At 73.1% G+C, this 22421-nt stretch carries 20 protein-coding genes; 9 read left to right on the top strand and 11 right to left on the bottom strand.

Annotated features, from left to right (window positions below; genetic code table 11):
- The first annotated feature begins 5 nt into the window (after positions 1 to 5).
- The 3 genes from ASE27_RS10335 to ASE27_RS10325 all read left to right on the top strand — a co-directional run bounded on the left by ASE27_RS10335 (position 6) and on the right by ASE27_RS10325 (position 4030).
- Positions 6 to 1289 (top strand): RNA polymerase sigma factor, encoded by a 1284-nt coding sequence (locus tag ASE27_RS10335; RefSeq protein ID WP_056649498.1) that lies wholly within the window; start codon positions 6 to 8, stop codon positions 1287 to 1289.
- A gap of 232 nt (positions 1290 to 1521) precedes the next feature.
- Positions 1522 to 2709, top strand: coding sequence for an aminotransferase class I/II-fold pyridoxal phosphate-dependent enzyme (locus tag ASE27_RS10330; RefSeq protein ID WP_056649495.1), 1188 nt, complete (start codon positions 1522 to 1524; stop codon positions 2707 to 2709).
- A gap of 106 nt (positions 2710 to 2815) precedes the next feature.
- Entirely contained in the window at positions 2816 to 4030 is a 1215-nt protein-coding gene (locus ASE27_RS10325) for a glycosyltransferase (RefSeq protein WP_056649956.1), read from the top strand.
- Positions 4031 to 4043: 13 nt separating this feature from the next.
- Here the strand turns inward: ASE27_RS10325 and ASE27_RS10320 are convergent, their stop codons facing one another.
- Positions 4044 to 4538, bottom strand: coding sequence for a nuclear transport factor 2 family protein (locus ASE27_RS10320; protein WP_056649491.1), 495 nt, complete (start codon positions 4536 to 4538; stop codon positions 4044 to 4046).
- A gap of 113 nt (positions 4539 to 4651) precedes the next feature.
- Here ASE27_RS10320 and ASE27_RS10315 point away from each other — a divergent pair, with 113 nt between their 5' ends.
- Both ASE27_RS10315 and ASE27_RS10310 read left to right on the top strand, forming a co-directional pair.
- Positions 4652 to 5098, top strand: coding sequence for a MarR family winged helix-turn-helix transcriptional regulator (locus ASE27_RS10315; RefSeq protein ID WP_056649488.1), 447 nt, complete (start codon positions 4652 to 4654; stop codon positions 5096 to 5098).
- 130 nt (positions 5099 to 5228) lie between these two features.
- Positions 5229 to 5642, top strand: coding sequence for an SRPBCC domain-containing protein (locus ASE27_RS10310; protein WP_056649485.1), 414 nt, complete (start codon positions 5229 to 5231; stop codon positions 5640 to 5642).
- Positions 5643 to 5791: 149 nt separating this feature from the next.
- On the opposite strand, the gene ASE27_RS10305 is transcribed toward ASE27_RS10310, so the two are convergent.
- Both ASE27_RS10305 and ASE27_RS10300 read right to left on the bottom strand, forming a co-directional pair.
- Positions 5792 to 8359, bottom strand: a complete 2568-nt coding sequence (locus ASE27_RS10305; RefSeq protein WP_056649482.1) for an ATP-dependent Clp protease ATP-binding subunit — start codon at positions 8357 to 8359, stop codon at positions 5792 to 5794.
- Between the two features lie 245 nt (positions 8360 to 8604).
- Entirely contained in the window at positions 8605 to 9480 is an 876-nt protein-coding gene (locus ASE27_RS10300) for a YwiC-like family protein (RefSeq protein WP_082608782.1), read from the bottom strand.
- Between the two features lie 184 nt (positions 9481 to 9664).
- On the opposite strand from ASE27_RS10300, the gene ASE27_RS10295 reads away from it, so the two are divergent.
- Together ASE27_RS10295 and ASE27_RS10290 are read left to right on the top strand one after the other, a co-directional pair.
- Positions 9665 to 10288 (top strand): hypothetical protein, encoded by a 624-nt coding sequence (locus tag ASE27_RS10295; protein ID WP_056649477.1) that lies wholly within the window; start codon positions 9665 to 9667, stop codon positions 10286 to 10288.
- A 153-nt stretch (positions 10289 to 10441) separates the two neighbouring features.
- A complete protein-coding gene (locus ASE27_RS10290; RefSeq protein WP_056649954.1) occupies positions 10442 to 11341 on the top strand; it encodes a universal stress protein in 900 nt (299 codons plus the stop codon).
- A 6-nt stretch (positions 11342 to 11347) separates the two neighbouring features.
- Here the strand turns inward: ASE27_RS10290 and ASE27_RS10285 are convergent, their stop codons facing one another.
- From ASE27_RS10285 to ASE27_RS10265, 5 genes are all read right to left on the bottom strand, one after another.
- Entirely contained in the window at positions 11348 to 13288 is a 1941-nt protein-coding gene (locus ASE27_RS10285) for a sigma-70 family RNA polymerase sigma factor (protein WP_056649474.1), read from the bottom strand.
- Between the two features lie 164 nt (positions 13289 to 13452).
- The gene (locus tag ASE27_RS10280; protein ID WP_056649471.1) at positions 13453 to 14073 is read right to left on the bottom strand and encodes a pentapeptide repeat-containing protein; all 621 of its coding nucleotides are present in this window, start codon (positions 14071 to 14073) and stop codon (positions 13453 to 13455) included.
- A 152-nt stretch (positions 14074 to 14225) separates the two neighbouring features.
- Positions 14226 to 14486 (bottom strand): hypothetical protein, encoded by a 261-nt coding sequence (locus ASE27_RS10275; protein ID WP_139107801.1) that lies wholly within the window; start codon positions 14484 to 14486, stop codon positions 14226 to 14228.
- Between the two features lie 151 nt (positions 14487 to 14637).
- Positions 14638 to 15567 carry a ribonuclease Z gene (locus tag ASE27_RS10270; protein WP_056649465.1) on the bottom strand — a complete coding sequence of 310 codons (930 nt, stop codon included), beginning with the start codon at positions 15565 to 15567 and terminating at the stop codon, positions 14638 to 14640.
- 77 nt (positions 15568 to 15644) lie between these two features.
- A complete protein-coding gene (locus ASE27_RS10265) occupies positions 15645 to 17741 on the bottom strand; it encodes an AarF/ABC1/UbiB kinase family protein (RefSeq protein WP_056649462.1) in 2097 nt (698 codons plus the stop codon).
- A gap of 147 nt (positions 17742 to 17888) precedes the next feature.
- Here ASE27_RS10265 and ASE27_RS10260 point away from each other — a divergent pair, with 147 nt between their 5' ends.
- Positions 17889 to 18266: a hypothetical protein gene (locus ASE27_RS10260; RefSeq protein WP_056649459.1), complete on the top strand. Its 378-nt coding sequence runs from the start codon at positions 17889 to 17891 to the stop codon at positions 18264 to 18266.
- Positions 18267 to 18299: 33 nt separating this feature from the next.
- Here the strand turns inward: ASE27_RS10260 and ASE27_RS10255 are convergent, their stop codons facing one another.
- Positions 18300 to 18539, bottom strand: a complete 240-nt coding sequence (locus ASE27_RS10255) for a hypothetical protein (protein ID WP_056649455.1) — start codon at positions 18537 to 18539, stop codon at positions 18300 to 18302.
- 231 nt (positions 18540 to 18770) lie between these two features.
- Between ASE27_RS10255 and ASE27_RS10250 the strand changes: the two genes are divergently transcribed.
- Complete coding sequence (locus ASE27_RS10250; protein ID WP_056649451.1) at positions 18771 to 19103, top strand: hypothetical protein; 333 nt, start codon at positions 18771 to 18773, stop codon at positions 19101 to 19103.
- Positions 19104 to 19145: 42 nt separating this feature from the next.
- On the opposite strand, the gene ASE27_RS10245 is transcribed toward ASE27_RS10250, so the two are convergent.
- Positions 19146 to 21314: an HlyD family efflux transporter periplasmic adaptor subunit gene (locus ASE27_RS10245; RefSeq protein WP_056649449.1), complete on the bottom strand. Its 2169-nt coding sequence runs from the start codon at positions 21312 to 21314 to the stop codon at positions 19146 to 19148.
- Positions 21307 to 22374, bottom strand: coding sequence for a hypothetical protein (locus tag ASE27_RS10240; protein WP_056649446.1), 1068 nt, complete (start codon positions 22372 to 22374; stop codon positions 21307 to 21309). Before ASE27_RS10240 ends, ASE27_RS10245 begins: the two co-directional genes overlap by 8 nt.
- Positions 22375 to 22421 lie beyond the last annotated feature (47 nt).

Here is a 22421-nt window from a genome sequence, read left to right as displayed (position 1 = left end):
CGCCCATGACGCCCTCACCAGAGGTGGACCCGCGGGTGGACCCGAGCATCGAGGACCTGCTGCGCTCCGAGGCACCTCAGGTCCTCGGTGCGCTCGTGCGCCGGTTCAGCCGGTTCGACGTCGCCGAGGACGCCGTCCAGGAAGCGCTGCTCGTCGCGAGCACCCGGTGGCCCGTCGAGGGCGTTCCGGTCGAGCCCAGGTCCTGGCTCGTGCGGGTGGCGTACCGCAGGATGATCGACCTCCTGCGTTCCGAGCAGGCGCGCCATCGCCGCGAGCGGACGGTCGGGGAAGCAGCGCTCGCGGAGCAGGCGTCGGGCCGCGAGGTGATCGACGACGACGACAGCCTCACCCTGCTGCTCCTGTGCGCCCACCCGTCCCTCAGCCCGACCTCGCAGGTCGCGCTGACGCTCCGCGCCGTGGGCGGCCTGACGACGGCGGAGGTCGCCCATGCCTACGGCGTGAGCGAGGCGACCATGGGGACGCGGGTCAGTCGTGCGAAGCAGCAGCTCCGCCGGGAAGGGACCCGCTTCGTCCCCACCACCTCGGCCGACCGCGACGCACGCCTCGCCTCCGTGCTGCGGGTGCTGTATCTCGTGTTCAACGAGGGCTACACGGCCTCCTCCGGGACGAGCCTCGGCCGTGTCGACCTCTCCCACGAGGCCATCCGGCTCACCCGGCTCGCCCGGTCCCACAGCACCCAGGACCCCGAGGTCGCCGGGCTCCTCGCCCTCATGCTCCTCACCGAGGCGCGACGTGACGCCCGGACCGACGCCTACGACCACCTGGTGCCCCTCGAGGACCAGGACCGGTCGCGCTGGGACCAGCGGATGATCGAGGAGGGCCGCGCGATCATCGATGCCGTGTGGCCGCTCCGGACCGTCGGGCCGTACCAGGTGCAAGCCGCGATCGCCGCCGTCCACGCCACGTCGACGAGCGACGCCGACACCGACTGGCCGCAGATCGCCGCGCTCTACCTCTGGCTCGAGCGCCTCGCACCGACCGGCCCGGTCCGCCTGTCGCGCGTCGTGGCCGTCGCGCGGGCATTCGGCCCGCAGCGCGGGCTCGACCTGCTCGACGCGCTCGACCGCGAGCACGGGCTCGCCGACGACCCCCTCGCAGGCGCGCGAGAGCCCGCGGTACGCGCCCACCTGCTCGACGACCTGGGCCGCCATGCCGACGCGGCCGTCGCCTTCCGCTCGGCAGCGGCCCGCACGCAGAACACGGTGGAGCAGGACTACCTGCTCGACCGGGCGCGCACCAGCACGGCGCGAGAGTCCAGCACGCGCTGACGGCACGCGTGCCCGTGATCGACCTCCTGCCCGAGCGCGGTCCCCGCGAGGGACGCTGCCTGCCGCAGGGTGAGCGGCGCCGTCGGGCCTCCCCGTCCCCCGGCCGGTCCGCCGGCCCGGTGCTAGCGTGGAATCGCCTGTCCCGCGTGGCCCCCGGCCACCCTGTCGCCAGCCGACCACCGCCCTGGCGACCCACCTTCCGGCACTGCCGTCGCCCGAGCGAGGAGCTCCCATGGCCGACGAGACGATCTCCCGACGCGCGGCGGACCTCGCGCGGTCCACCCCGTTCGACCACCTGCTCGGGTTCTTCGCGCACGTCTACCCCGAGCGGCGCGCCCGGCCCGGCGTCCTCGACCTCACGTTCGGCAACCCGCACGACCCGGCCCCGGCCGAGTATGTCGAGGCGCTGCGCGCGAGCGCCGTCCCGCGCGACGAGCACTGGTTCGGCTACAAGGTCAGCGAGCCCGCTGCCCGCGCGGCGGCGGCCGACGCGCTGCGCGGCGTCGTCGGCGTGGCGTTCGAGCCCGACGACGTCCACCTGACCACGGGTGGCTTCACGGCTCTCGCGCTCGCGCTCAAGCTCGTCGCCGACCCCGGCGACGAGGTGGTCTTCAGCATCCCGCCGTGGTTCGCGTACGAGGTGATCGTGCGCGAGGCCGGGCTGGTCCCCGTCAAGGTCCCGATCGTCCCCGAGACGTTCGACCTGGACCTCGACGCGATCGCGGGTGCGATCACCCCACGGACCAGGGTCGTCCTGGTCAACACGCCCAACAACCCGACGGGTCGCGTCTACCCGGTCGAGCAGCTGCGGCGCCTCGCGGCGCTGCTCGACGAGGCGTCGGCACGCACCGGGCGCCGCATCTTCGTGGTCTCGGACGAGCCGTACCACCGCATCGTCTACGACGGCACCACGTTCCACAGCCCTACCGAGGTGTACCCCTGGTCGCTGCTCGCGTACAGCTACGGGAAGACGTTGCTCGCGCCGGGCCAGCGCATCGGGTACCTCGCCGTCCCCCCGACCCTGCCCGGCCGTGAGGAGCTGCGGCCTGCGATCGAGGCGCTCCAGATCGCGATCGGTTACGCGTTCCCCAACGCGGTGCTGCAGCACGCGCTGCCCCTGCTCGAGCGGATCCCGTTCGACGTCGCGCTCTACGAGCGCAAGCGGGACCTCATGGTGTCCGGGCTGCGCGAGATCGGCTACGACGTGCACTCGCCCGAGGGAACGTTCTACCTCTTCCCCCGCTCGCCCGTGCCCGACGACCGCGCGTTCGAGTCCCTCCTGGCCGAGCACGACGTCCTGGTCCTGGGCGGCAAGTACTTCGAGACGCCCGGCCGCTTCCGCATCTCGCTCACGGCGAGCCTGGAGACCCTCGAGGCCAGCCTGCCGCGGTTCGCGGCAGCGTGGGCGAGCGTCCGCTGACCCCTCACCTCGTCCCCGGAGCCGCCCGGCACACGTCATGCCGATGTCACAGGATCGCCACGCGTCGGACATCGTGGTGCCCGATCCTGGCGACGGAGGTGACGCCATGTCAGCAGGAGACGGACTGCGGGTCCAGTCGATCTACGAGGGCTTCTTCAGCGGCGGGGCACGAGTGCTGCACAGCGCGGTCATCACCGGGCTGCACGGCGGGGGCCGGCAGACGCACTCCGTCCTGAGCATCCACCGTGCGGTCCTGCGCGAGGGCCTGCTTCAACCCATGACCGAGGACCCGAGGTACCAGGCGCTCCGCGCAGCAGGCATCCAGGTCGCCTCGCTGGGCCGGCGCCCGGGGGCTCCCGCTGGCCCGGCCGCGCCGCGAGGATTCACCGAGGCGGAGCTGTCCACGGCGGCGGAGCTCGCCGCGCAGTCCGACGTGGTCCTCTCGCTCAAGGAGCAACCGCTGCGGCTCGTGAACCAGGACGGCTTCCCGGAGCGGCCCGTGATCGCGTGCCTGCACCGGTCCGACCCCGAGCACCAGGGACCTGCGCTCGACGACCTGCTCGCGACCGTCGAGAACGGACGGCTCGCCGGCGCGGTCTGCTGTGCCGAGTCGACCCGGGACGCCTACCGTGCCGCCGGGGTGCCGGCCTCGCTCCTCCACGTGATCCCCAACGGGGTGGACCTCGCACGGTTCCGTCCCCTGGCCCCGCGCCGTCGCGCCGCCCGGCGCGGGATGCTCGGCGTGCCGCTCGACGCGACCGTCGTGGCGTTCGCGGCGCGCTACGACGGGATGAAGGACGTGGCCCTGTTCGTGCGAGCGGCCCGGGCGTTCCTCGCGCGGGCGACGACACGGCACGTGCTGATGTGCGGCGCGGGGATGAGCCCGACGAACCCGGCCCTGCTCGAGGACCTGCGGGCCTCGTTCGCGGATCGCCCGGACCTGCTCGCGCGGATCCACCTCCTGGGCGTGCGCCGCGACATGGAGTCGGTCTACGCGGCGGCCGACGTCGTCGCGCTCACCTCGTCGTTCGGCGAGGCGGCCCCGCTGTGCCTCATCGAGGGCGCGATGTGCGGGGCCGTGCCCGTCACGACCGACGTGGGCGACGCCGCGTCGATCGTCGACGGGATCGGCCTGGTCACGTCCAGGGACCCCGCCGCGATCTGCGCGGCGTGGGAGGAGGCGGCCCGACGGCGGGACGAGCTGGGCCTCGCGCTCCTGCGCAGCCGACCGCGGTTCAGCCACACCCGGATGATCGCGGCCTACTCGACCGTGATCGAACGCCTCCACCGGGGGCAGCGGGCCGCGCTCGGGGTGCGCTAGACCTGTGCTCGGCTCACCCGGCACGCAGGAGCGTGACCGGAGAGCGCGAGGCCCACACCGGTTCGACGACGACGCTCGCCAGGCGCCACCCGTCGACGGTCCGGCGAACCTCGAAGCTGTAGACCTCCCCCAGGGTGACGGGCTTGTCGGCGACGGGCTCCCGCCGGGCGAACGTCACGAGCAGGTTCGAGCGCACCGTGGCCTGGTCACCGTCGAGGTCGACCAGCACGTTGCTCACGTGATGCTGGATGCCGTCCTCCGGACGATGGTTGCGTGCGGCCTGCCTCACCACTGCCTCGACCCCCTCGGCAGTCCCGCCAGGGGTGCGCGCGGTCGCGTCCTCGACGAACAGGTCGCGGAGCTGCTCGGCGTCACCGGCGTCCAGGGCGTACCCGAGGCGGAAGACGAGACGGGTGATCTCGTCACGGTCGACCAGGGCCCGGAGCGAACGAGCGAGCTCGTCCAGCGGAGCTGCTCCGGTGGCTGCGGAAGGGCGGGGCGTGGACATGTGGACCTCCGGGGGAAGTTGGCCTCGTCAACGATTTTCGTTGGTGAAGCCAACGATACAGATTGTTGGCGCCACCCACAATAGGGCGGCCCCACGAACGATAGGATCGGGCGATGGAGACCGAGACCGCCCCCACGCGCCTTCGCACCCTGCCGAGCTGGCTCCTCGCCCAGGCCGCGCTCGAAGCGTCCCGGCGGGTGGCCGAGAGGCTCGCCGGGGTCGGCGCCCACCGGTCCCACTTCGCGGTGCTCACGACTCTCGAGGAGTTCGGGCCCGCGAGCCAGGCCGCGCTCGGCCGCCGGTGCGGGATCGACCGGAGCGACATGGTCGCGCTGGTCGACCGCCTGGTCGCCGACGGCCACGTCGAACGGAACCCCGACCCCTCGGACCGTCGCCGCAACATCATCACCCTGACCGCCACGGGAGCGAAGCGTCTCGACGAGCTCGGAGCGGTGCTCGCCGCAGCCCAGGAGGACCTCCTGGCTCCGCTCGACGACCGCGACCGCCGCCGTCTCGTCGACCTCCTCGACAGGCTCGTCGTGCAGCGCGGCCAGGGCTGACCGGCGTCCGCTGACAGGCGGCGCACCGACCCCGGGCGGCCTGCCGCGATCCCGGAGCGCTGCGCGCCACCATGCCGTACCTGACCCCAGGCGCTACGGTCGAGGAAACCGCTCAAGGAGGAGAGGTCCCATGACCGGACTCGTCGCCACCGCCTCGATCCACATCGCCGCCCGCCCCGAGAGGGTGTGGGCCGAGCTCGTCCACCCGTCCGCGACCTGGATGCTGGGCGCGAACGTGGAGACGGACTACCAGCCGGGCAGCACCATCACGTTCGAGGGCCAGTACCAGGGAAAGCACTTCGAGGACCACGGCACGGTCCTCGAGGTCGACCGGCCCAAGACGCTGCGCTTCACGCACTACTCCCCCGCGAGCGGCGTGCCCGACGTCCCGGAGAACCACCACGAGGTCGCGATCACGCTCGCCCCGGACCCCAAGGGCACGCGCGTGACGATCCGGCAGGACAACAACGACACCCCCGAGGCGGTCGAGCACTCCGAGGAGCTCTGGCGCACCGCGCTCGCCTCGCTCGCGGGGCACGACTAGGTCTCCTCGGTCCGGTCGCCTCCGGTCCCGGCGCCCCCGGCCCGACCGACCTCGGAGACGACGAAGGGCCCCGATCCGTGAGGATCGGGGCCCTTCGTCCGGTCGGCGTCAGACGACCGGGGATCGACAGCCGGTGGCTGCCGTAAGGATCACTCGGCTCCGGCTCGCAGCTCGCCGGTCGGCGGGAGGTCGGCCGTGGAGATGCCCGTCGGCGCGTTGAGCGCCGCGGTCGCGGCCACGCTCACCGGGCCACGCTCGTGGTCGTCCTTGGAGACGCCGCGGAACGTGAACTCGCCCAGCAGGCCTTCGCCCTCGGCGTCGACCAGGACGACCTGGCCGGCCTTGAGCTCGCCGAACAGGATCTTCTCGGAGAGCACGTCCTCGATGTCGCGCTGGATCGCGCGGCGCAGCGGACGAGCACCGAGGACCGGGTCGTAGCCCTTCTCGGAGAGGAGCGTCTTGGCCGCGTCCGTGAGCTCGATGCCCATGTCCTTGTCCTGCAGACGCTTGTCCAGCTTGGCGACCATGAGGTCGACGATCTGGACGATCTCCTTCTGCGAGAGCTGCGGGAAGACCACCACGTCGTCGACGCGGTTGAGGAACTCCGGGCGGAAGTGCTGCTTCAGCTCGTCGTTGACCTTGGCCTTCATGCGGTCGTAGCTCGTCACCAGGTCGCCACCGGCGTTGAAGCCGGTCTGGAGGCCCTTGGCGATGTCCCGCGTACCGAGGTTCGTGGTCATGATGATGACGGTGTTCTTGAAGTCGACCACGCGTCCCTGCGAGTCGGTCAGGCGACCGTCCTCGAGGATCTGCAGGAGCGAGTTGAAGATGTCGGCGTGCGCCTTCTCCACCTCGTCGAACAGGACCACGGAGAACGGACGGCGACGGACCTTCTCCGTGAGCTGGCCACCCTCGTCGTAACCGACGTAGCCGGGAGGCGAGCCGAAGAGACGCGAGACCGTGTGCTTCTCCGAGAACTCGGACATGTCGAGCTGGATGAGCGCGTCCTCGTCCCCGAAGAGGAACTCGGCGAGCGCCTTGGCCAGCTCGGTCTTACCGACACCCGTGGGGCCGGCGAAGATGAACGAACCACCCGGACGCTTGGGGTCCTTGAGGCCTGCCCGCGTGCGACGGATCGCCTGGGAGAGCGCCTTGATGGCCGTCTCCTGGCCGACGACGCGCTTGTGCAGCTCGTCCTCCATCTTCAGCAGGCGTGCGGACTCCTGCTCGGTCAGCTTGAGCACCGGGATGCCGGTCGACATGGCCAGGACCTCGGCGATCAGGTCCTCGTCCACCTCGGCGACGGTGTCCAGGTCTCCGGCCTTCCAGGCCTTCTCCTTGTCGGCGCGCTGCTGCGTGAGCTGCTTCTCGGTGTCGCGCAGGCGCGCGGCCTTCTCGAAGTCCTGCTCGTCGATCGCGGACTCCTTGTCGCGACGCGCCTCGCCGATCTGCTCGTCGAGCTCCTTGAGCTCCGGCGGTGCGGTCATGCGACGGATGCGCAGACGCGCACCGGCCTCGTCCACCAGGTCGATCGCCTTGTCCGGCAGGTACCGGTCGTTGATGTAGCGGTCGGCCAGCGTCGCGGCGGCCACCAGTGCGGCGTCCGTGATGGACACGCGGTGGTGCGCCTCGTAGCGGTCGCGCAGACCCTTGAGGATCTCGATCGCGTGCGGCAGGCTCGGCTCCGAGACGAGGATCGGCTGGAAGCGACGCTCCAGAGCCGGGTCCTTCTCGATGTGCTTGCGGTACTCGTCGAGCGTGGTCGCACCGATGGTCTGGAGCTCACCACGGGCCAGCATCGGCTTGAGGATGCTCGCCGCGTCGATCGCGCCCTCGGCGGCACCCGCACCGACGAGCGTGTGGATCTCGTCGATGAAGAGGATGATGTCGCCGCGCGTGCGGATCTCCTTGAGGACCTTCTTGAGGCGCTCCTCGAAGTCACCGCGGTAGCGGGAACCGGCGACCAGGGCGCCGAGGTCCAGCGTGTAGAGCTGCTTGTCCTTGAGCGTCTCCGGCACGTCGCCACGGACGATGTCCTGGGCGAGGCCCTCGACGACGGCCGTCTTGCCGACACCGGGCTCGCCGATGAGGACGGGGTTGTTCTTGGTGCGGCGCGACAGGACCTGCATGACGCGCTCGATCTCCGAGGTGCGTCCGATGACCGGGTCGAGCTTGCCCTCGCGTGCGGCCTGCGTGAGGTTGCGGCCGAACTGGTCGAGCACGGCCGAGCCGGACGGCTGGCCCTCGGCGGGGCCGCCCGCAGCGACGGGCTCCTTGCCCTGGTACCCGGACAGCAGCTGGATGACCTGCTGGCGCACGCGGTTGAGGTCGGCGCCCATCTTGGTGAGGACCTGGGCTGCGACACCCTCTCCCTCACGGATGAGCCCGAGCAGGATGTGCTCGGTGCCGATGTAGTTGTGGCCGAGCTGAAGGGCCTCGCGGAGCGAGAGCTCCAGGACCTTCTTGGCGCGCGGCGTGAACGGGATGTGCCCGCTGGGGGCCTGCTGGCCCTCGCCGATGATCTCGGTGACCTGCGAGCGCACACCGTCGAGGGAGATGTTCAGGGACTCCAGCGCCTTGGCTGCGACTCCCTCTCCCTCGTGGATGAGGCCGAGCAGGATGTGCTCGGTGCCGATGTAGTTGTGGTTGAGCATCCGTGCCTCTTCTTGGGCAAGGACGACGACCCGACGGGCTCGGTCGGTAAATCTCTCGAACATGTGCTGCTCCTCACGAGCGGCGTACACCCGCACCGGTGGTGCTCAGGCCTGACCGCAACGACTCTATCCGTGACCAACGGGGCCGACCCCACGGATATGCCCTTGTTCGCCAGGGGCGTGACGAGGGGGTCGCTCCGTGACCTTCGGCCGAGCGTCGACGGGGAGCCTGGACAGACCCCCGCGGGGCGTCCGGCCCGACGGCGCCACGCCCCTCGGGCCCTCGTCTCCAGGGGCGTCGGGCCGGGTCAGGCGGCGCCCGCGACCGCCAGGGTCGAGGGCAGCCAGAGCGCGACCACCAGGACGAGAACGCTCGCGGCGACCTCTCCCATCCCGAACTGCAGGGGCTTCGCCCCGGTCCTCGGTACCCACACCGCCCGGGCGGTCAGGCCGGCGAACAGCAGCACCGCGGGCCACCACGCGAGCCCGGCCGCTGCGAGCGCCACGCTCACGGCGACCCCTGCGGCCACGTGGTAGACGACCGACGCGACCAGGTAGGAGCGCTCGCCGCGCTCCCGGACGAGCGTCTTGACGTAGAGGATCGTCCCCGCGAAGTAGGCCAGCACGAGCACGAAGACGGCCCACACCTGGGGCCAGCCGATCCCCGCGAGGCCCGTGACGCCGTCGGGCAGCGAGACACCCGGCCACAGGTCCGGCGCCGGACCCGTCCCGGCCACGAACGCGACCGGCAGCATGAGGCACGCCGCGAGCACCGTGGCCCCGTCGTTGAGCAGCGAGCGCTCGCGCCGCCGGTACGAGCTCCACAGGCTCACCCCGAGCAGGGGGAGGAACAGCGGGACCCAGACCAGGAGGTCGGGCCGCAGGGCCAGGACCACGACGGCTGGGACGACCGTCGCGATCCCGTACGCCCGCACGGCCGGCAGGTAGCGCGCCCTGAAGCGGGACTTGAGCCACAGGCCCGCGGCGAAGAACGCGAAGTACCCCACGAACCACAGGACCGCGAGCGGCACGTGCACCCAGGCCGGGCCGCCGAGGACGACGCCGACCAGCAGCGGCACCGCGAGCATCGCCCACGCGCCGTGCTGGTCGGGGACCCAGCCCGGGCCGCGGCGTCGTCGACGTCCTGCCGGACGCCGCTCAGGTCGCGTGCTCCCCTGGGTCATGCCCAGAGACTGGCACGCGTCCGTGCAGCCCAGGGGGACGTCCCGGCGGGCGGACCAGGCGTCCCGGCCGGTGGACTCACCCGGTCCCCGACGTGCGTTCCCGGCGCGCCGCCAGCATCGTTGACCCGGGAGCACCGCGAGGGCAGGCTCGTGGCAGGGGCACCCGCCAGTCCGAGGGAGGACGATGCACAAGCCGGACGAACCAGCAGGCGCCCATGAGTCGTGGGAGCAGATCGTCGCCCGTTTCGCACGCTTCAGCGGCGTGGTGGGCGAGATCACCGACCCGCTCACGTGGGGGCTGGACCTCGAGGAGGAGACCGTCACCGGGACGGGTGACGACCGCGACCCCACCGAGGAGCGGTTCCTGCGCGCCTACGTGTCGTTCGTGGGCGAGGCGGTCGACGTCGAGACGCTCCGCGTCGGCACCGACGACCCCGAGCAGATCGACGACATCGTGCGCGCCGCGCTCAGCGGGGCGCTGGCCTCGCCCCTGCACAGCGACGTCCCCGAGGGGGCCGAGGGCCCGACGGGGGCGGACTTCGCCGACGCGTACCAGGACTACCGCTCGGCGATGCGGGCGATCGTCGAGGAGGTCGACCTCGCGGCGCTGCAGCGCACGGCCTTCGTGCTCGACGACGTCTCGCACCCGTGCGTGCGCGTAGCGGTCCGGGGGACGGTCGCGGTGTACGTCCCGGTCGGCGACCGGGCCGTGATCGTCTCCGGCCCGACCGACCTCGTGGACCGTCTGGACATCTCCACGGCCCCGATCCGCAACCTCCTGCACGGCGACGACGGGCCTCGGTTCTGACCCGTCCGCGCCCGTCGTCCGGTGCTGACGCCGAGGCGTGATCAAGCAGACACGCCCAGGCGTGACGTGGCCGTCGGGAACGACCAAGATGGGTGGTGCGGACGGTGCACAGTCGCACTGGACGGTCGTCGAGCAAGAGAGCAGGTGACGTCGATGCGTGACGTGGTCGTCGGTGTGGACGGGTCGGTCCAGTCGCAGGAGGCCCTCGACTGGGCCCTGGTCGAGGCTGGCTCACGAGGGGTGCCGCTCACCGCGGTCCTCGCGTGGGAGCCCTCGTGGCAGGACGGTCCGCGCCCGTCGGAGCCCTCCGACTTCAGCCACCTCGCGGACCTCAAGCAGGAGCAGGTCCTGACCCTCCTGGACGAGGCCCGGCACCGGACCGGGGTCGAGACGATCACGCACGCCGAGCAGGTCCAGGGGTCGCCCGCTGCCGCGCTGCTGGCTCGGGCCGAGCACGCCGAGATGCTCGTGGTCGGGCGTCGCGGGCTGGGACGCCTGGGGCGGCTGGTGCTGGGGTCGGTGTCCTCGGCCGTCGTGCAGGGGGCCGTTCAGGTCCCGGTCACGGTCGTCCGGTCGAACGAGGAGGACGAGGCCCCCGAGACGGACGGCAGCGTGCCGCGCGTCGTCGTGGGCGTGGACGGTTCGCGCACCTCGGTGCACGCGCTGCGTCACGGCCTCGAGGTCGCCCGCCGCACGGGCGCCGTGCTCGACGCCGTGTTCTGCTGGCAGATCGTCACGCTCGCCCCGCTGCCGGACTCGTGGGGCTGGACTCCTCCGATCGACGACTACGAGAAGTTCGCGGGCGAGCAGCTCGACCGCGCGCTCGAGGCCGCGGGCGCGGACCTCTCCGAGGACCGGCTGCAGCGCAGCGTCGTGCACGCGCAGCCCGCCAAGGGCCTGATCGACGCGGCCCGCGGCGCCGAGCGGCTGGTCGTGGGCAACCGTGGCACGGGCGGGTTCGACCGGCTGCTGCTCGGCTCGGTCAGCCGGCAGGCCGTCGAGTACGCGTCGTGCCCGGTGACGGTCGTGCGTCGCCCCGCCGAGGAGTCCTGAGGCGGGTCAGCCCGCGATCGTGAAGGTCGAGGTCACGGTCGGCCCTGCCTCGACCACGCTGCCGCCGGTCGCCCGGACGTAGCGCAGCCCGATCGAGTGCTCGCCGGGCGCGAGCCCCGACACGACGCGGTCGAGCGGGCGGCCGTTCGCGCCGTGCAGGTTGCCCGTGGCGACTCCGTCCACGAAGACCTGCAGGGTCATCCCGGCACGTCCCTCGATCCGGACGTCGATCGACGGCGCCCAGCCCAGGACGGACCCGTCGGCGGGCGTGAGGATCGTGGGCAGCGCGAACGTGAACGGCCCCTGGACGGTGGTCGGCTCGGAGGTCAGCCCGCCGCGCTCCTGGGTCACGGTGAGGCTGTCCCAGCCTCCCCCGCTGCCCGACGGCGTCGCGCGCCACGTTCCGGCCGGCGAGACCTCCGCGGTGGCCAGGACGGACGACGTCCCCGTCGGGTCGGTGCCGGTCAGGGTGACTGTCGCACCGGCCTCCCCGGTGCCCGAGAGCTCGGGCAGGAAGACCAGCTCGCCCGGCGCCGGGGCGACGAGGGTCGGCGCGACGGGCGGGACGTCGACGGGGTCGACGGGGTCGACGGGATCCACCGGGTCGACCGTGTCCGGGGGCACGGGCCCGACGGGGTCCACCGGATCGACGGGCGGCTCGGTGACGACAGGCGCCTCGGGTCCGGCGCCGGTGCCCTGAGGTCGCTGCGAGGAGCCCGTCCCCGGGGAACCTGACGAGCCGGTCCCACCCGAGGGCCCCTGGCCCGGGACCTCGGGCCGGCCCGCCTCGGGGGGCTCGGCCGCCCCGCCGTCCGGGATGCCCGCGGGGTCGGTCGTCCCGGGGGCCAGGGGGTCGTTGGTCGCCCCGTCGGCAGATCCTGGCGAGTCGCTCTCCGCGGTGAGCTGTTCGGCGACCGCCGGCGGCGCTGCGGCCCAGGGCTGCGCGACGACCAGCACACCGGCCGCGACCGCGACGCCCGCACCGACCAGGGCGAGCACGAGCCCGCCCGAGAAGCCACCCGCGGTCGCCCCGGCCCCCGAGGTCGCCGCGCCCAGCGGGCCGGACCCACCCGACGCTCCGCCCGAGCCCGCGGGCCCTGAGGAGGCGAGCTCCGCCGTCGGGCCGACGAACGTCCCCACCGGTGCCGCGCCCGCCGCGCCGCCCAGCGCGAACGAGCCTCCGCCCAGGACCGCCGGGACCCCCAGGACCAGCGGGACCAGGAGCAGACCCAGGCGGGAGGCGACCTGGTCGACCTCCTCGACGAGGATCGAGCACGACAGGCACCCCGTGAGGTGCTCCTCGAACCGGTCCTTCTGACGCGCGCTCAGGGCACCGCGGTTGTAGTCGCCCATCAGCTCGACGGCCCAGCGACACTCCTCGGGCACCGCGGCGGCGTTGACGTGCGCCTGGAGCCACGACCGACGCAGGCCCTCGCGCGCCCGGTACGCGAGCGCCGAGACGGACCCCGCGCTCAGCCCGAGCAGCGGGGCGACCTCCCGGGGATCCATGCCCTCGACCTCGGTGTACCAGAGCACCGCCTGCCACCGCTCGGGGAGCGCCTTGAACGCCGTGACGGTGACCGAGCCCTCGACCACGCCGTCGGCCATGTCGACCGGGTCGGCGACCTCCGGGACCTCCTCCACGGCGATCGGGAGCGGCGCGTGCGACCAGGAGATCGCGACGCTGCGGACCGTCTGGTAGAGGTAAGGCCGGAACGGACCGGTCGGCCCGTGCCCGCCCTGGATTGCGTTCAGGATGCGCGCGAACGACTCCTGGACCAGGTCGTCCGGGTCGAACGACCACGTGACCCGGCGGGCCGCGCCGCGACCGGCGCCCGCGTGCCGGGTCCACAGGACCCCGTAGGCGTCCCGCGAGCCCTGCCGCACGGCGTCGACGAGCTCCTCGTCGGCCAGCGCCTCGAGGTTCTGCTCGCTCGTCGTCGCCATGGGCGTCCTTCCGTCGTCCCGGCGATGACACCGGGCGCACGATCGGGGGCGCCCCGTGCCTGCCACGAGGTGCCCGTCACGAAGAGAGACACGCCCCGGACGCGATCATGACGCGACGGTGACGTGTCTCTCAGCGAGGCCCCGGTGCTGCGGCCGGCGACCGGTCAGTGGGTCCGGACGTCCAGCCCCAGGGACTCGGCGAGGACGAGCGCCTGAGCAGGATCGACGATCGCCCCCTGCACGGTGCTCGACAGCGGGTCGAGCGAACGGAGGTCGCTGCCCCGCAGGTCCGTCCCCGTGAAGTCGGCCTTGTGCAGCCACGCACCCGACAGGTCGAGGTCTCGCAGCACCGCGCCCTGGCAGCGCGCACCCGTCAGGTCCGCTTCGCGGAACCGCGCGCCGGTCAGCGTCGCACTGCGCAGGTCGGCTGCCGGGAGACCCACGAACGACCAGTTGCCGCCCACGACCTTCAGGAGGTCGAAGCTGCACTCGGTGAACACCGAACCGACCGCCTTGCAGCGCGTGAACGTGGTGTCGAAGAACGAGCAGCGCGAGAACGTGCAGTTCGCGAAGGCCGAGTCCGTGTGGGTCGACGCGTTGAAGCGCACGTTGCGGAACGTGCACCCGGTGAACGTGGCACCCGTGGTCGTGATCTCCGAGAAGTCGCAGTCGCCGAACGCCACGTGCTCGAACGTCTCGCCATCGAGGTCGCGGCCGTACCAGTCCTCGCGGTCGACCGACGAGTCGGTGGGCGGGGTGGGGTCTCCGTGCGCGCGATCAGCCATGCGAGCGACGGTAGCGGGAGGCACTGACGGGTCTCTTCGACCGGGTGCCGAGCACGAGGTTCCGCGCGGTCGAGCACGAGGTTGCGGTCGTGAGAACGGCCGGAGCGACCGCAACCTCCTGCTCGACGCACGACAGGCAGCGGTGCTCGGGGCTACCGGCGGGCGAACGCTCGGCGGAACGAGTAGACCGCCAGGCACGCCCCCGCGAGACCGACCATCCAGCCGCCGGTCCCGAGCGCCGGGCCCGTCGTGCAGAGGGCCTCGCCACCGGACGGGTCCTCGACGCACCGCCGCACCTGGACCGCGACAGCCAGGAAGGCCACGACCGCCGCCAGCACCGACAGCGCCAACCAGCCCCAGCCGATGCGGCGGGGCGTGCGGTCGTCGTCGGGCACTCCAGGCAGGTCGGGCACCGTCCGAGGGTAGCGGTCGCGGGCACCCGCCAGGGACATCGACGACCCGGAGAGCGGGCGCTTCCCCGAGGCCCGCCGGGGCCCGCTCCCCGCATGCCTGCACCCACCTCGGTCGACCGGCTCCGGGACCAGGTGCGCACCGCGCCACCGTTCAGTGCACGCGCGGCGGGACCTGCACCCGGTCGAGGTCCTCGGCGACCGTGAGCTCGCCGTCGAACACGGTCCTGGCCTCGGCCCAGAACTCCCCCGCGTCCTGGTAGCGCTGCGAGAAGTGCGTGAGGACGAGCGACCGGACGCCGCACTCCGCCGCGACCGTGGCAGCCTGCAGCGCTGTCAGGTGACCGAACGCGTGCGCGAGCTCGCGGTCCCGGTCGAGGAAGGTCGACTCGATCACGAGCAGGTCGACCCCGCGCGCGAGCGAGAACACCGCGTCGCACAGGCGCGTGTCCATGACGAACGCGAACGACTGCCCCGGGCGCCGGGCGCTCACGTCCTCGAGCCGGACGGTCCGCCCGTCGACCGTGACCACCGTTCGCTCGCGCTGGAGCACCCCGATCGCGGGGCCCGCGACGCCGGCCGCGGCGAGGAGCGCGGGCACCATGCGCCGGCCGTCGGGCTCGTCGAGCCGGTAGCCGAACGCCTCGACACCGTGCTCGAGCCGCTCGGCGCGCAGCGTGAAGCCCTGTTCCGGGCGCACGGGCCAGACGACCCCGTCCTCGGCCAGCGGCTGGAGCTCCAGGTCCGCGCGGTGGTGGTACGACGTCGCGTCGATCAGGTGGTCGACCCACGCCGCGCCCGACGCCGGGAACGACACCGGGATCGTGTGCGGCACGCCGTCCAGGCTGATCCGCTGCACGACGCCGGCCAGCCCCAGGCTGTGGTCGCCGTGCAGGTGCGTGATCGCGATCCGCGTCAGGTCCGTCGCCGACACCCCCGCACGGAGCATCTGCCGCTGCGTCCCCTCGCCCGGGTCGAACAGGACGGCCTCGTCGTCCCAGAACAGGACATAGCCGTTGTGGTTGCGCGTCCGGGTGGGCACCTGGCTGGCGGTGCCGAGGACGACGAGCTCGCGGCGGGACATGAGCGCACGCTAGCGGCCCGGGGACGCATCAGCACGGCGTCTCCCGCTCACGGAGACCCGGGCCCCCGTCCCGCGACCTACCACTCCCTGGCGCCTCGGTCCCCCGGCGCCCCGCGGAACGCGTAGATCAGCACGCGGATGCTGAGCACCGCACCGACGAACAGCATCACGGCGCCGAAGACCGAGTACCAGCTCAGGTCGTTCGTGAGCTGCGGGCCGTTCTCCGCGATCAGGAGGAACACCCCGCCCACGACGCTCGCCGCGGCGATGATCGTCGAGATGACCTGCTGCACCAGGCTCGTGACGAACTTCCGGTCACCGGGGTCGGAGAACGCCCGGACGTTGACCGTGAACTTCCCGGCCTCGAGGTCGGACGTGATCTTGTTGAGGCGCCGCGGCAGGCGCTCGATCGACGGGGCGAACGCCAGGAGCTGGGACCCGGCCTTGGCCCGGATCTTGCGCAGGCTCACCATGTTGCGCAGCAGCTCCTCGCCCTCGTCGCGGGCCGAGGACACCAGCTCGAACGACGGGGACAGGACGTGCAGCGTCCCGTCGAGCGACGCGATGGTGCGGAACGCCGCGGCGACCTGCGGTGGCACGCCCATGCCCGCGTCGTTCACGAGCCGGACCATCGAGGCGAACAGCGACCCGCTGTTGGCGGCCCCTCCACCCCGGAACCGCAGGATGAGCTGGCCGACCGAGCGCTCGAACCGGCGTTCGTCGAAGCTCTCGGGCTGGTCGAGGAGCTCGATGAGCGCGTCGGTCGCCGCGATCGAGTCGTCGGCCTCGACCGCGAGCAGCACGGCCGCGAGCGCGACCCGCTCGGCCTCGTCGAGCCGGCCCACCGACCCGAAGTCGAGCAGCCCGAGCGAGCCGTCGTCGCGCAGCAGGACGTTGCCCGGGTGCAGGTCGGCGTGGAAGACCCCGGTCACGACGATCTGGTCGAGCGTGACGCGCAGCAGGCGGGCCGCGATGTCGTGGCGCGCGTCGTCGTCGAACGTCGTGAGCAGCTCGGCCGCGTCCCCGACGGGCGTCCCGTCGAGGCGGTCCATGACCAGGAGCGTCGAGCTCGACAGCTCCGGGTAGACGCGCGGGATCTCGACGAGGGGCACGTTCGCGTCGGGGTCCTCGCCCTGGTGCAGGCCGGGCAGCGGGTGCCGCCGCGAGCGCCTGACGGTCGCGAGCGCCCCTTGCACGTTGAGCGTGTTCTCGAGCTCGGTCGTGTAGTCGAGCTCCTCCCGCAAGGAGGCCGCGAATCCCTCGGCGAGGTCCATGATGCCCAGCGACGGACCCCAGGACGTGTCGCGCTGGAGCCGGCGCGCGATCCGCAGCACGATCCGCAGGTCGCCCAGGACCTGGGTGCGGGCCCCGGGCCGCTGGACCTTGACGACCACCTCGCGGCCGTCGAGGAGCGTCGCGCAGTGCACCTGGCCGACCGACGCCGACGCGATCGGGTCCGGGTCGAAGTGCGCGAACACCGTGTCCACAGGGGCGCCGATCGACCGCGTGACCATGCCCTCGATCTGCGCCCAGGGGGCGGGCGGAACCTGGCTCTGGAGCCGGGACAGCTCCTCGACGTACACCGCGGGCAGGAGGTCCGCGCGCGTCGAGAGCATCTGGCCGAGCTTCACGAACGTCACTCCCGCGTCGCTCAGCGCGGCCCGCAGCTCGCGGGCCACGGCCCGCTCCTCGGTGTCCGTGGTCCGCTGGTGGCTGCGCCGGCGCGCCCCGCGGCCGAAGAACCCGCCCAGCCCGTGCCGCAGCATGATCCCCATGATCTGCGCGTAGCGCCACATGTCCTTGGACCCGCTGCGGAGCTCGACGACAGCGCGCCAGGGCGTCGGGATGCTGCCCGTCGGCACCAGGAGCTCCAGGACGAGCAGCAGCCCGAGGCCGATCACGAACGACCACGCCCACGCGAGGACGATGATCACGAGCACGACCCCGGGATGGACCGTGAGCGACCCGTCGGCCTCCTGCACGCCGAGCTGCTGGAACCCCTCGGTGAGCCCCCACGACCCGATCGAGACCACGAAGACCGTCATGAGGATCGAGCGGATCCACCCGACCGGGACCCCCAGGACCCTGCGGGCCGTCGCCGCGAGCAGGAGGACCATGACGATCGTCGCGACGGCCGTGAACAGCGCCGTCGCGATCGAGGAGAGGATCTGCATGCCCCCTACTCTCCCGCGCACCGGGAGCGGGCGCAGGCGGACACGCTCGCCGCGGGCGGGGGCGCTCGCCCATGGGCCCGGCGCCTCGACCGCCTGACCGAGCCGGCCCTCACGCAGTCGTCGGGGAGCGCGCCCTACGATGCTCAGGTGTCCCGGACCAAGGCCGTCGTCGTCGCGTGCGTCACGCTCGTGGGTCTCGCGCTGACCTACGAGGCAGGGGCGATCCTCCTGGCGGAGTCCGACGAGGGAGGGATCCCGCCCGCCTCCGCGGTCCCCGCGCTCCCGCAGGGTGTCACGATCACGACCGACGGGATGGGGTGCGGGTCGGGTGGTTGCTGGCGCGAGCTGACCCTGTCCGGCCCGCCGGGGCAGTCACCCGCCGACCTCGCCGCGAGTGCAGCCCCCGCGGGCCAGACGTGCACCGGACGCAGCTGGATCACCGCGCGCCGCGTCTGCTCTAACGTCACCGTGACGGGGGACGAGGTGCGGTTGAACGTGTACTACGACCGACCGCTCGGGCTCTGACCTCGGCCAGCGGGGTCGCCGGTTCGCGGTCGGCTAGGCCGACGCAGCGTCCTCGGTGTCCTCCTCCGCGGCTCCCGAGCGCTCGAGCGCGCCCCGGTAGACCCGCAGCCGCTCGACCTGGAGCTCGGAGAACATGGGCGCGTCGACGTCCTCGATGGGCGTCGTCCGCAGGAAGGTCAGGATCTCGCTCTGCGTCTCGTCGATCTCGGCCAGTCGTGCTCGGTCGGCGTCGTCGAGGAGCTGCCAGACGTCGACGAAGGTGGGAGCGTGCATCCACCCAGTTTCAGGTACCCGCCGCCCGAGCGCACGCCGGTCGGGCATCGAGTGACGGCCGTCACAGGCAGGTGCCGGCGCGGAGCACGGCACGGGGGGACGCCCGAGCACGACGCCAGCGCGGGGCGCGCGACGCCGTCGGGCACTCACGCACACCGGGCGAACCGGACGCCCTGCGGCCATGATGGGAGGGCCCCCGACACCCGTCCCCCACCCGAACGGAAGCCCCTCATGACGAACCTCGAGCTGCTCACGGACGCGCACCTCACCCGCGCCCGGGACGGCGACAACGGCCGCAGCGCGGAGGTCGTGCTGCACGACGGCGTCCTGCGCCAGACCATCATCGCGATCCTCGCGGGCATCGAGCTGGGCGAGCACAACGCTCCCCCGGCCGCGAGCATCCAGGTCCTGCGCGGGCGCGTGCGGGTCACCGCGCTGGGTGGCGACGAGGAGGTCGGGACGGGCGAGCTGCGCGTGCTCACGCACGAGCGGCACGCCGTCACCGCGCTCGAGGACTCGGCGTTCCTCCTGACCACCGTGACGAGCGTGCCTGCGGCGCAGTGACGAGCGTGCCCACCGCGCCGTGACAGCCGTGCCCGCGGCCGGCTAGCCCCGGCTCGGCGGCCCTCCCGTGCCCCCGGCGGGGAACTGACCTCCCCCGCCGCTCGGCATCTGGCCGCGCTGCTGCGGGCTGCCGCTGTCCCCGAGGCCCGTGAGGCCCGTCGAGGACTCCTCGTCGGTCACGATCTCCTGGGTCAGGTCAGCGAGGATCACCTCGTCGCCCGCGTCGAGCCCCGAGGTGATCTCGGTGGTCTCCTGCCCGACGGCGCCGACCTCCACGGTCACGTCCGTCACCTTCCCGTCGCGCAGGACCGCGACGGTGCGCGCCGTCCCGGTCGCGCGCACGGCCGACGTCGGGACGACCAGCACGTCCGTGCCGCCCGCGACCGTGATCGACGCCTGCGCCGAGGACCCCTCGTACAGGGTCTCGTCCTGGGGGTCGAGCGAGATCGTCACGGGGTACTCGGGCGTCGAGGACGTGCTCGTGCTGAGCACCCCGATGCTGCTGACCGTGCCCGTGCGCACGGTCGGGTCGTCGGACACGGTCACGGCCGCCTCCTGCCCGACGGCGAGGCTCACCACCGCGGTCAACGGCACCGTGGTCTCGACGACGTAGCCGTCGGCACCCAGGACCGTCACGACGGCAGAGGTCGACGACGCCTCGACCTGGTCGCCCACCGCGAGCGCGACCTGCGCAACCGTGCCCGCGATCGGGCTCGTCAGGGTCGAGCGCTGCGCGTCGGCCTGGGCGATCGCGACCTGAGCCTCGGCGAGGTCGATCGCGGCACGGTCCGCCAGGACCTGCTGGGCCGACGCGGCCTGCTGGCTCGTCGCACTGCCGCCCGACGTGGGGCCGGTGGTGCCCGACCCGCTGCCTCCTGTCCCGCTCGCGCCACCGGGGCCGGTCACGCCGGAGCCTGAGCCACCGTCGCCGCTCGAGGGGCCTGCCGGAGTGCCAGAGGATCCACCGCTTGTGCCGCTGCCGCCGCTTCCGGTGCCGCTGTCACCGCTGCTGCCCGGAGTCTGCCCCTCGGACCCGCCCGCCTGGTCGGCGGCCAGCGCCTCCTGCGCCGTCTGGATCGCGGCGTCGAGCTGGGCCGCGAGGTCGAGCAGCGAGTGCTGGGCGCCGTCGACGTCGGTCTGCGCACCGAGGGCCGCGGTGATGGCCTCCTGGCAGGTCGTGAGCGCGGCCTCGAGGTCGACGCGGTCCGCTGAGGTCTCGTCCTGGGCGGGTGCCCCTGCGCCTGTGTCGTCGTCGGCCTCGTCGGCCTCGCCCCCGGCCGGTGCGGACGGGAGGTCCTCGTCGGTCGCCGCGAGGAACGCCGCGCACGCCTCCTGCGAGCCGACGATGCTCGTCGAGCTCGACTCGAGCGCTGCGGTCGCAGCGTCGTACCCGTCGAGAAGTGCCTGCTGGGCGAGCTCGACGGCCTCGAGCGCCTGTGCGACCTCGGCCGAAGGTGACGCACCGCCCGCCGAGGCCGAGGACGCTGCCGCTGACGGAGTCGTCGTCGCGACGGCCTGCGTCACCACCGGGGACGAACCCGCCACCCTCGCGACGGTCTGTGACACCCCGGACGTGCCGGAGGACGAGGTCGAGGTGATCGAGGCGATCGACGCCGAGGTCCCGGACGTCCGGGTCGACGTGCTGGTCGACGAGGACGCGCTGGAGGACAGGCCAGCCGCCGTGCTGCTCGACGACGTCTGCGACGCGAGGTCGTCCTCGAGCGTCTGCTCGGCCCGCGCCAGTGTCTCCTGCGCGGACTCGACCGCGTCCTCGAGCTCGGTGAGGTCGAGCGTCGCGAGCACGTCGCCCGCGCTCACGGAGTCCCCCACGCCGACGGCCACGGTCGCGACCGTGCCCGCGACCGAGAACGCGGCGTCGGCCCGCGCGGCCGACGCGACGGTCCCGGCCGCGTCCACGGTCTGGGTGACCTCTCCCGTGGTCGCGGTCGCGGTCCGGTAGGTCCCAGCGCTCCCCCGGTTCGCGGCGAAGGCCGCCCCTGCCCCGACGAGGCTCACGACCACGACCGCCGAGACCCCCGACACGACGAGCTTGCGGCGACGCTTGGCTCCCCGCCGCACCGAGGCAGGGGTCCGCACTGGCTCGTCGGCAGTCACGGCTGCCTCGGTCGCGGCCGTCGGGTCCTGGTCGGCCACGCCCTGCTCGGTCGTGCCCCGGTCCGCCCGGCGAGCACGCGGCGTCGGCTCACGCATCGTCGCTCCCGCTCTCGCTCGACGTGTCCTGCCCGCCGCGGCCACCGCCCTGTCCGGGCCCGCCGTCGCCACCGGGGCCACCCTGGCCCATACGGCCGAAGCCGGTCGAGCACTCGCCGTCGACGGCGTCGGACAAGGTCAGGCTCGTCGCGGTCACGGTGCCCGAGGTGTCGGTCGCCGCCCCCGACGTGGAGCCGCCGGACGTACCTCCCGCCGGCTGCGTCCCGACGCTCACGCACAGCCCGACAGCGAGCGCCGAGGTGTCCGCCGCTGTGGTCGTCGTGTAGGTGGTCGAGCCGTCCACGGTCACGGTCGAGCTCGTCGGCCCGGCGGTCGACGCGTCGTTCGCCCCGTCGCCCGCCCCCGGTCCGGACGAGCCGCTCGACTCGACCGTGATCTCGGTACCGGCCACGGCCGTGACCTTCCCGACCACGATCCCGCCGAACCCGCCTCCGCTCGGGCGATCGGCGCCGTCGGGCATGTCCGTGGGCAGGTCGGTCGGGGCGCCCTCCGGGCGCTCGGGGCGATCCCCCGCGTCGCCCGCAGCGTCCTCCCCTACCGGGGCATCGCCCGAGGGGCGTTGACCGCCCCCGCCGAACCCGCCCGAGCACTCACCGTCGACCGGCGCGGTCACGGCCACGCTCGTGGCAGCGGCCGCTGCCGAGCCGTCGGCGCTCCCCGTGACCACGACCACGCACGACCCCACGGTCACGGCGTCGAGCGTCGTGGTCGTGGTCCGCGAGACCGTCGTGTCGCCGGAGTACGCGACCGCGGTCTGGGAGTCGGAGGACTGGACCTGGAGCACGCCGTCGGAGATCGCCGCGATCTCGCCGGAGATACCCCGGGGCCCGCCCTGACCGCCCTGCCCTCCGCGGCTGGCCCCGTCCTGCGCGCTGTCGGTCGCGGTGCTCTCGGCGTCCGAGGCGCCGTCCGCGTCCCCGCCCGAGCAGGCGCTCAGCAGCAGGCTCGCGCCCAGGAGGATCGCCGGCGCGGCGAGCGAACGACGCGAGCGCACCGGCCGGGACGCAGGGCTCAGGCCGACGGGTGTGATGGTGTTCATGAGTCTCTCCTCGACGGTTCCGCGACGACGCGCGGGACGGACGGGTT

This window comes from Oerskovia sp. Root918 (assembly GCF_001428945.1).
In the GTDB taxonomy this organism is placed as follows: Bacteria; Actinomycetota; Actinomycetes; order Actinomycetales; family Cellulomonadaceae; genus Oerskovia; species Oerskovia enterophila.
The sequence above is the reverse complement of the archived record's forward strand: the minus strand, read 5'-3'. Positions and strand labels throughout refer to the sequence as shown.

Coding starts and splice junctions, on each gene's coding strand:
- ASE27_RS10335 (WP_056649498.1), top strand. CDS start 6: ATGACGCCCTCACCAGAGGTGGACCCGCGGGTGGACCCGAGCATCGAG.
- ASE27_RS10330 (WP_056649495.1), top strand. CDS start 1,522: ATGGCCGACGAGACGATCTCCCGACGCGCGGCGGACCTCGCGCGGTCC.
- ASE27_RS10325 (WP_056649956.1), top strand. CDS start 2,816: ATGTCAGCAGGAGACGGACTGCGGGTCCAGTCGATCTACGAGGGCTTC.
- ASE27_RS10320 (WP_056649491.1), bottom strand. CDS start 4,538: ATGTCCACGCCCCGCCCTTCCGCAGCCACCGGAGCAGCTCCGCTGGAC.
- ASE27_RS10315 (WP_056649488.1), top strand. CDS start 4,652: ATGGAGACCGAGACCGCCCCCACGCGCCTTCGCACCCTGCCGAGCTGG.
- ASE27_RS10310 (WP_056649485.1), top strand. CDS start 5,229: ATGACCGGACTCGTCGCCACCGCCTCGATCCACATCGCCGCCCGCCCC.
- ASE27_RS10305 (WP_056649482.1), bottom strand. CDS start 8,359: ATGTTCGAGAGATTTACCGACCGAGCCCGTCGGGTCGTCGTCCTTGCC.
- ASE27_RS10300 (WP_082608782.1), bottom strand. CDS start 9,480: ATGACCCAGGGGAGCACGCGACCTGAGCGGCGTCCGGCAGGACGTCGA.
- ASE27_RS10295 (WP_056649477.1), top strand. CDS start 9,665: ATGCACAAGCCGGACGAACCAGCAGGCGCCCATGAGTCGTGGGAGCAG.
- ASE27_RS10290 (WP_056649954.1), top strand. CDS start 10,442: ATGCGTGACGTGGTCGTCGGTGTGGACGGGTCGGTCCAGTCGCAGGAG.
- ASE27_RS10285 (WP_056649474.1), bottom strand. CDS start 13,288: ATGGCGACGACGAGCGAGCAGAACCTCGAGGCGCTGGCCGACGAGGAG.
- ASE27_RS10280 (WP_056649471.1), bottom strand. CDS start 14,073: ATGGCTGATCGCGCGCACGGAGACCCCACCCCGCCCACCGACTCGTCG.
- ASE27_RS10270 (WP_056649465.1), bottom strand. CDS start 15,567: ATGTCCCGCCGCGAGCTCGTCGTCCTCGGCACCGCCAGCCAGGTGCCC.
- ASE27_RS10265 (WP_056649462.1), bottom strand. CDS start 17,741: ATGCAGATCCTCTCCTCGATCGCGACGGCGCTGTTCACGGCCGTCGCG.
- ASE27_RS10255 (WP_056649455.1), bottom strand. CDS start 18,539: ATGCACGCTCCCACCTTCGTCGACGTCTGGCAGCTCCTCGACGACGCC.
- ASE27_RS10250 (WP_056649451.1), top strand. CDS start 18,771: ATGACGAACCTCGAGCTGCTCACGGACGCGCACCTCACCCGCGCCCGG.
- ASE27_RS10245 (WP_056649449.1), bottom strand. CDS start 21,314: ATGCGTGAGCCGACGCCGCGTGCTCGCCGGGCGGACCGGGGCACGACC.
- ASE27_RS10240 (WP_056649446.1), bottom strand. CDS start 22,374: ATGAACACCATCACACCCGTCGGCCTGAGCCCTGCGTCCCGGCCGGTG.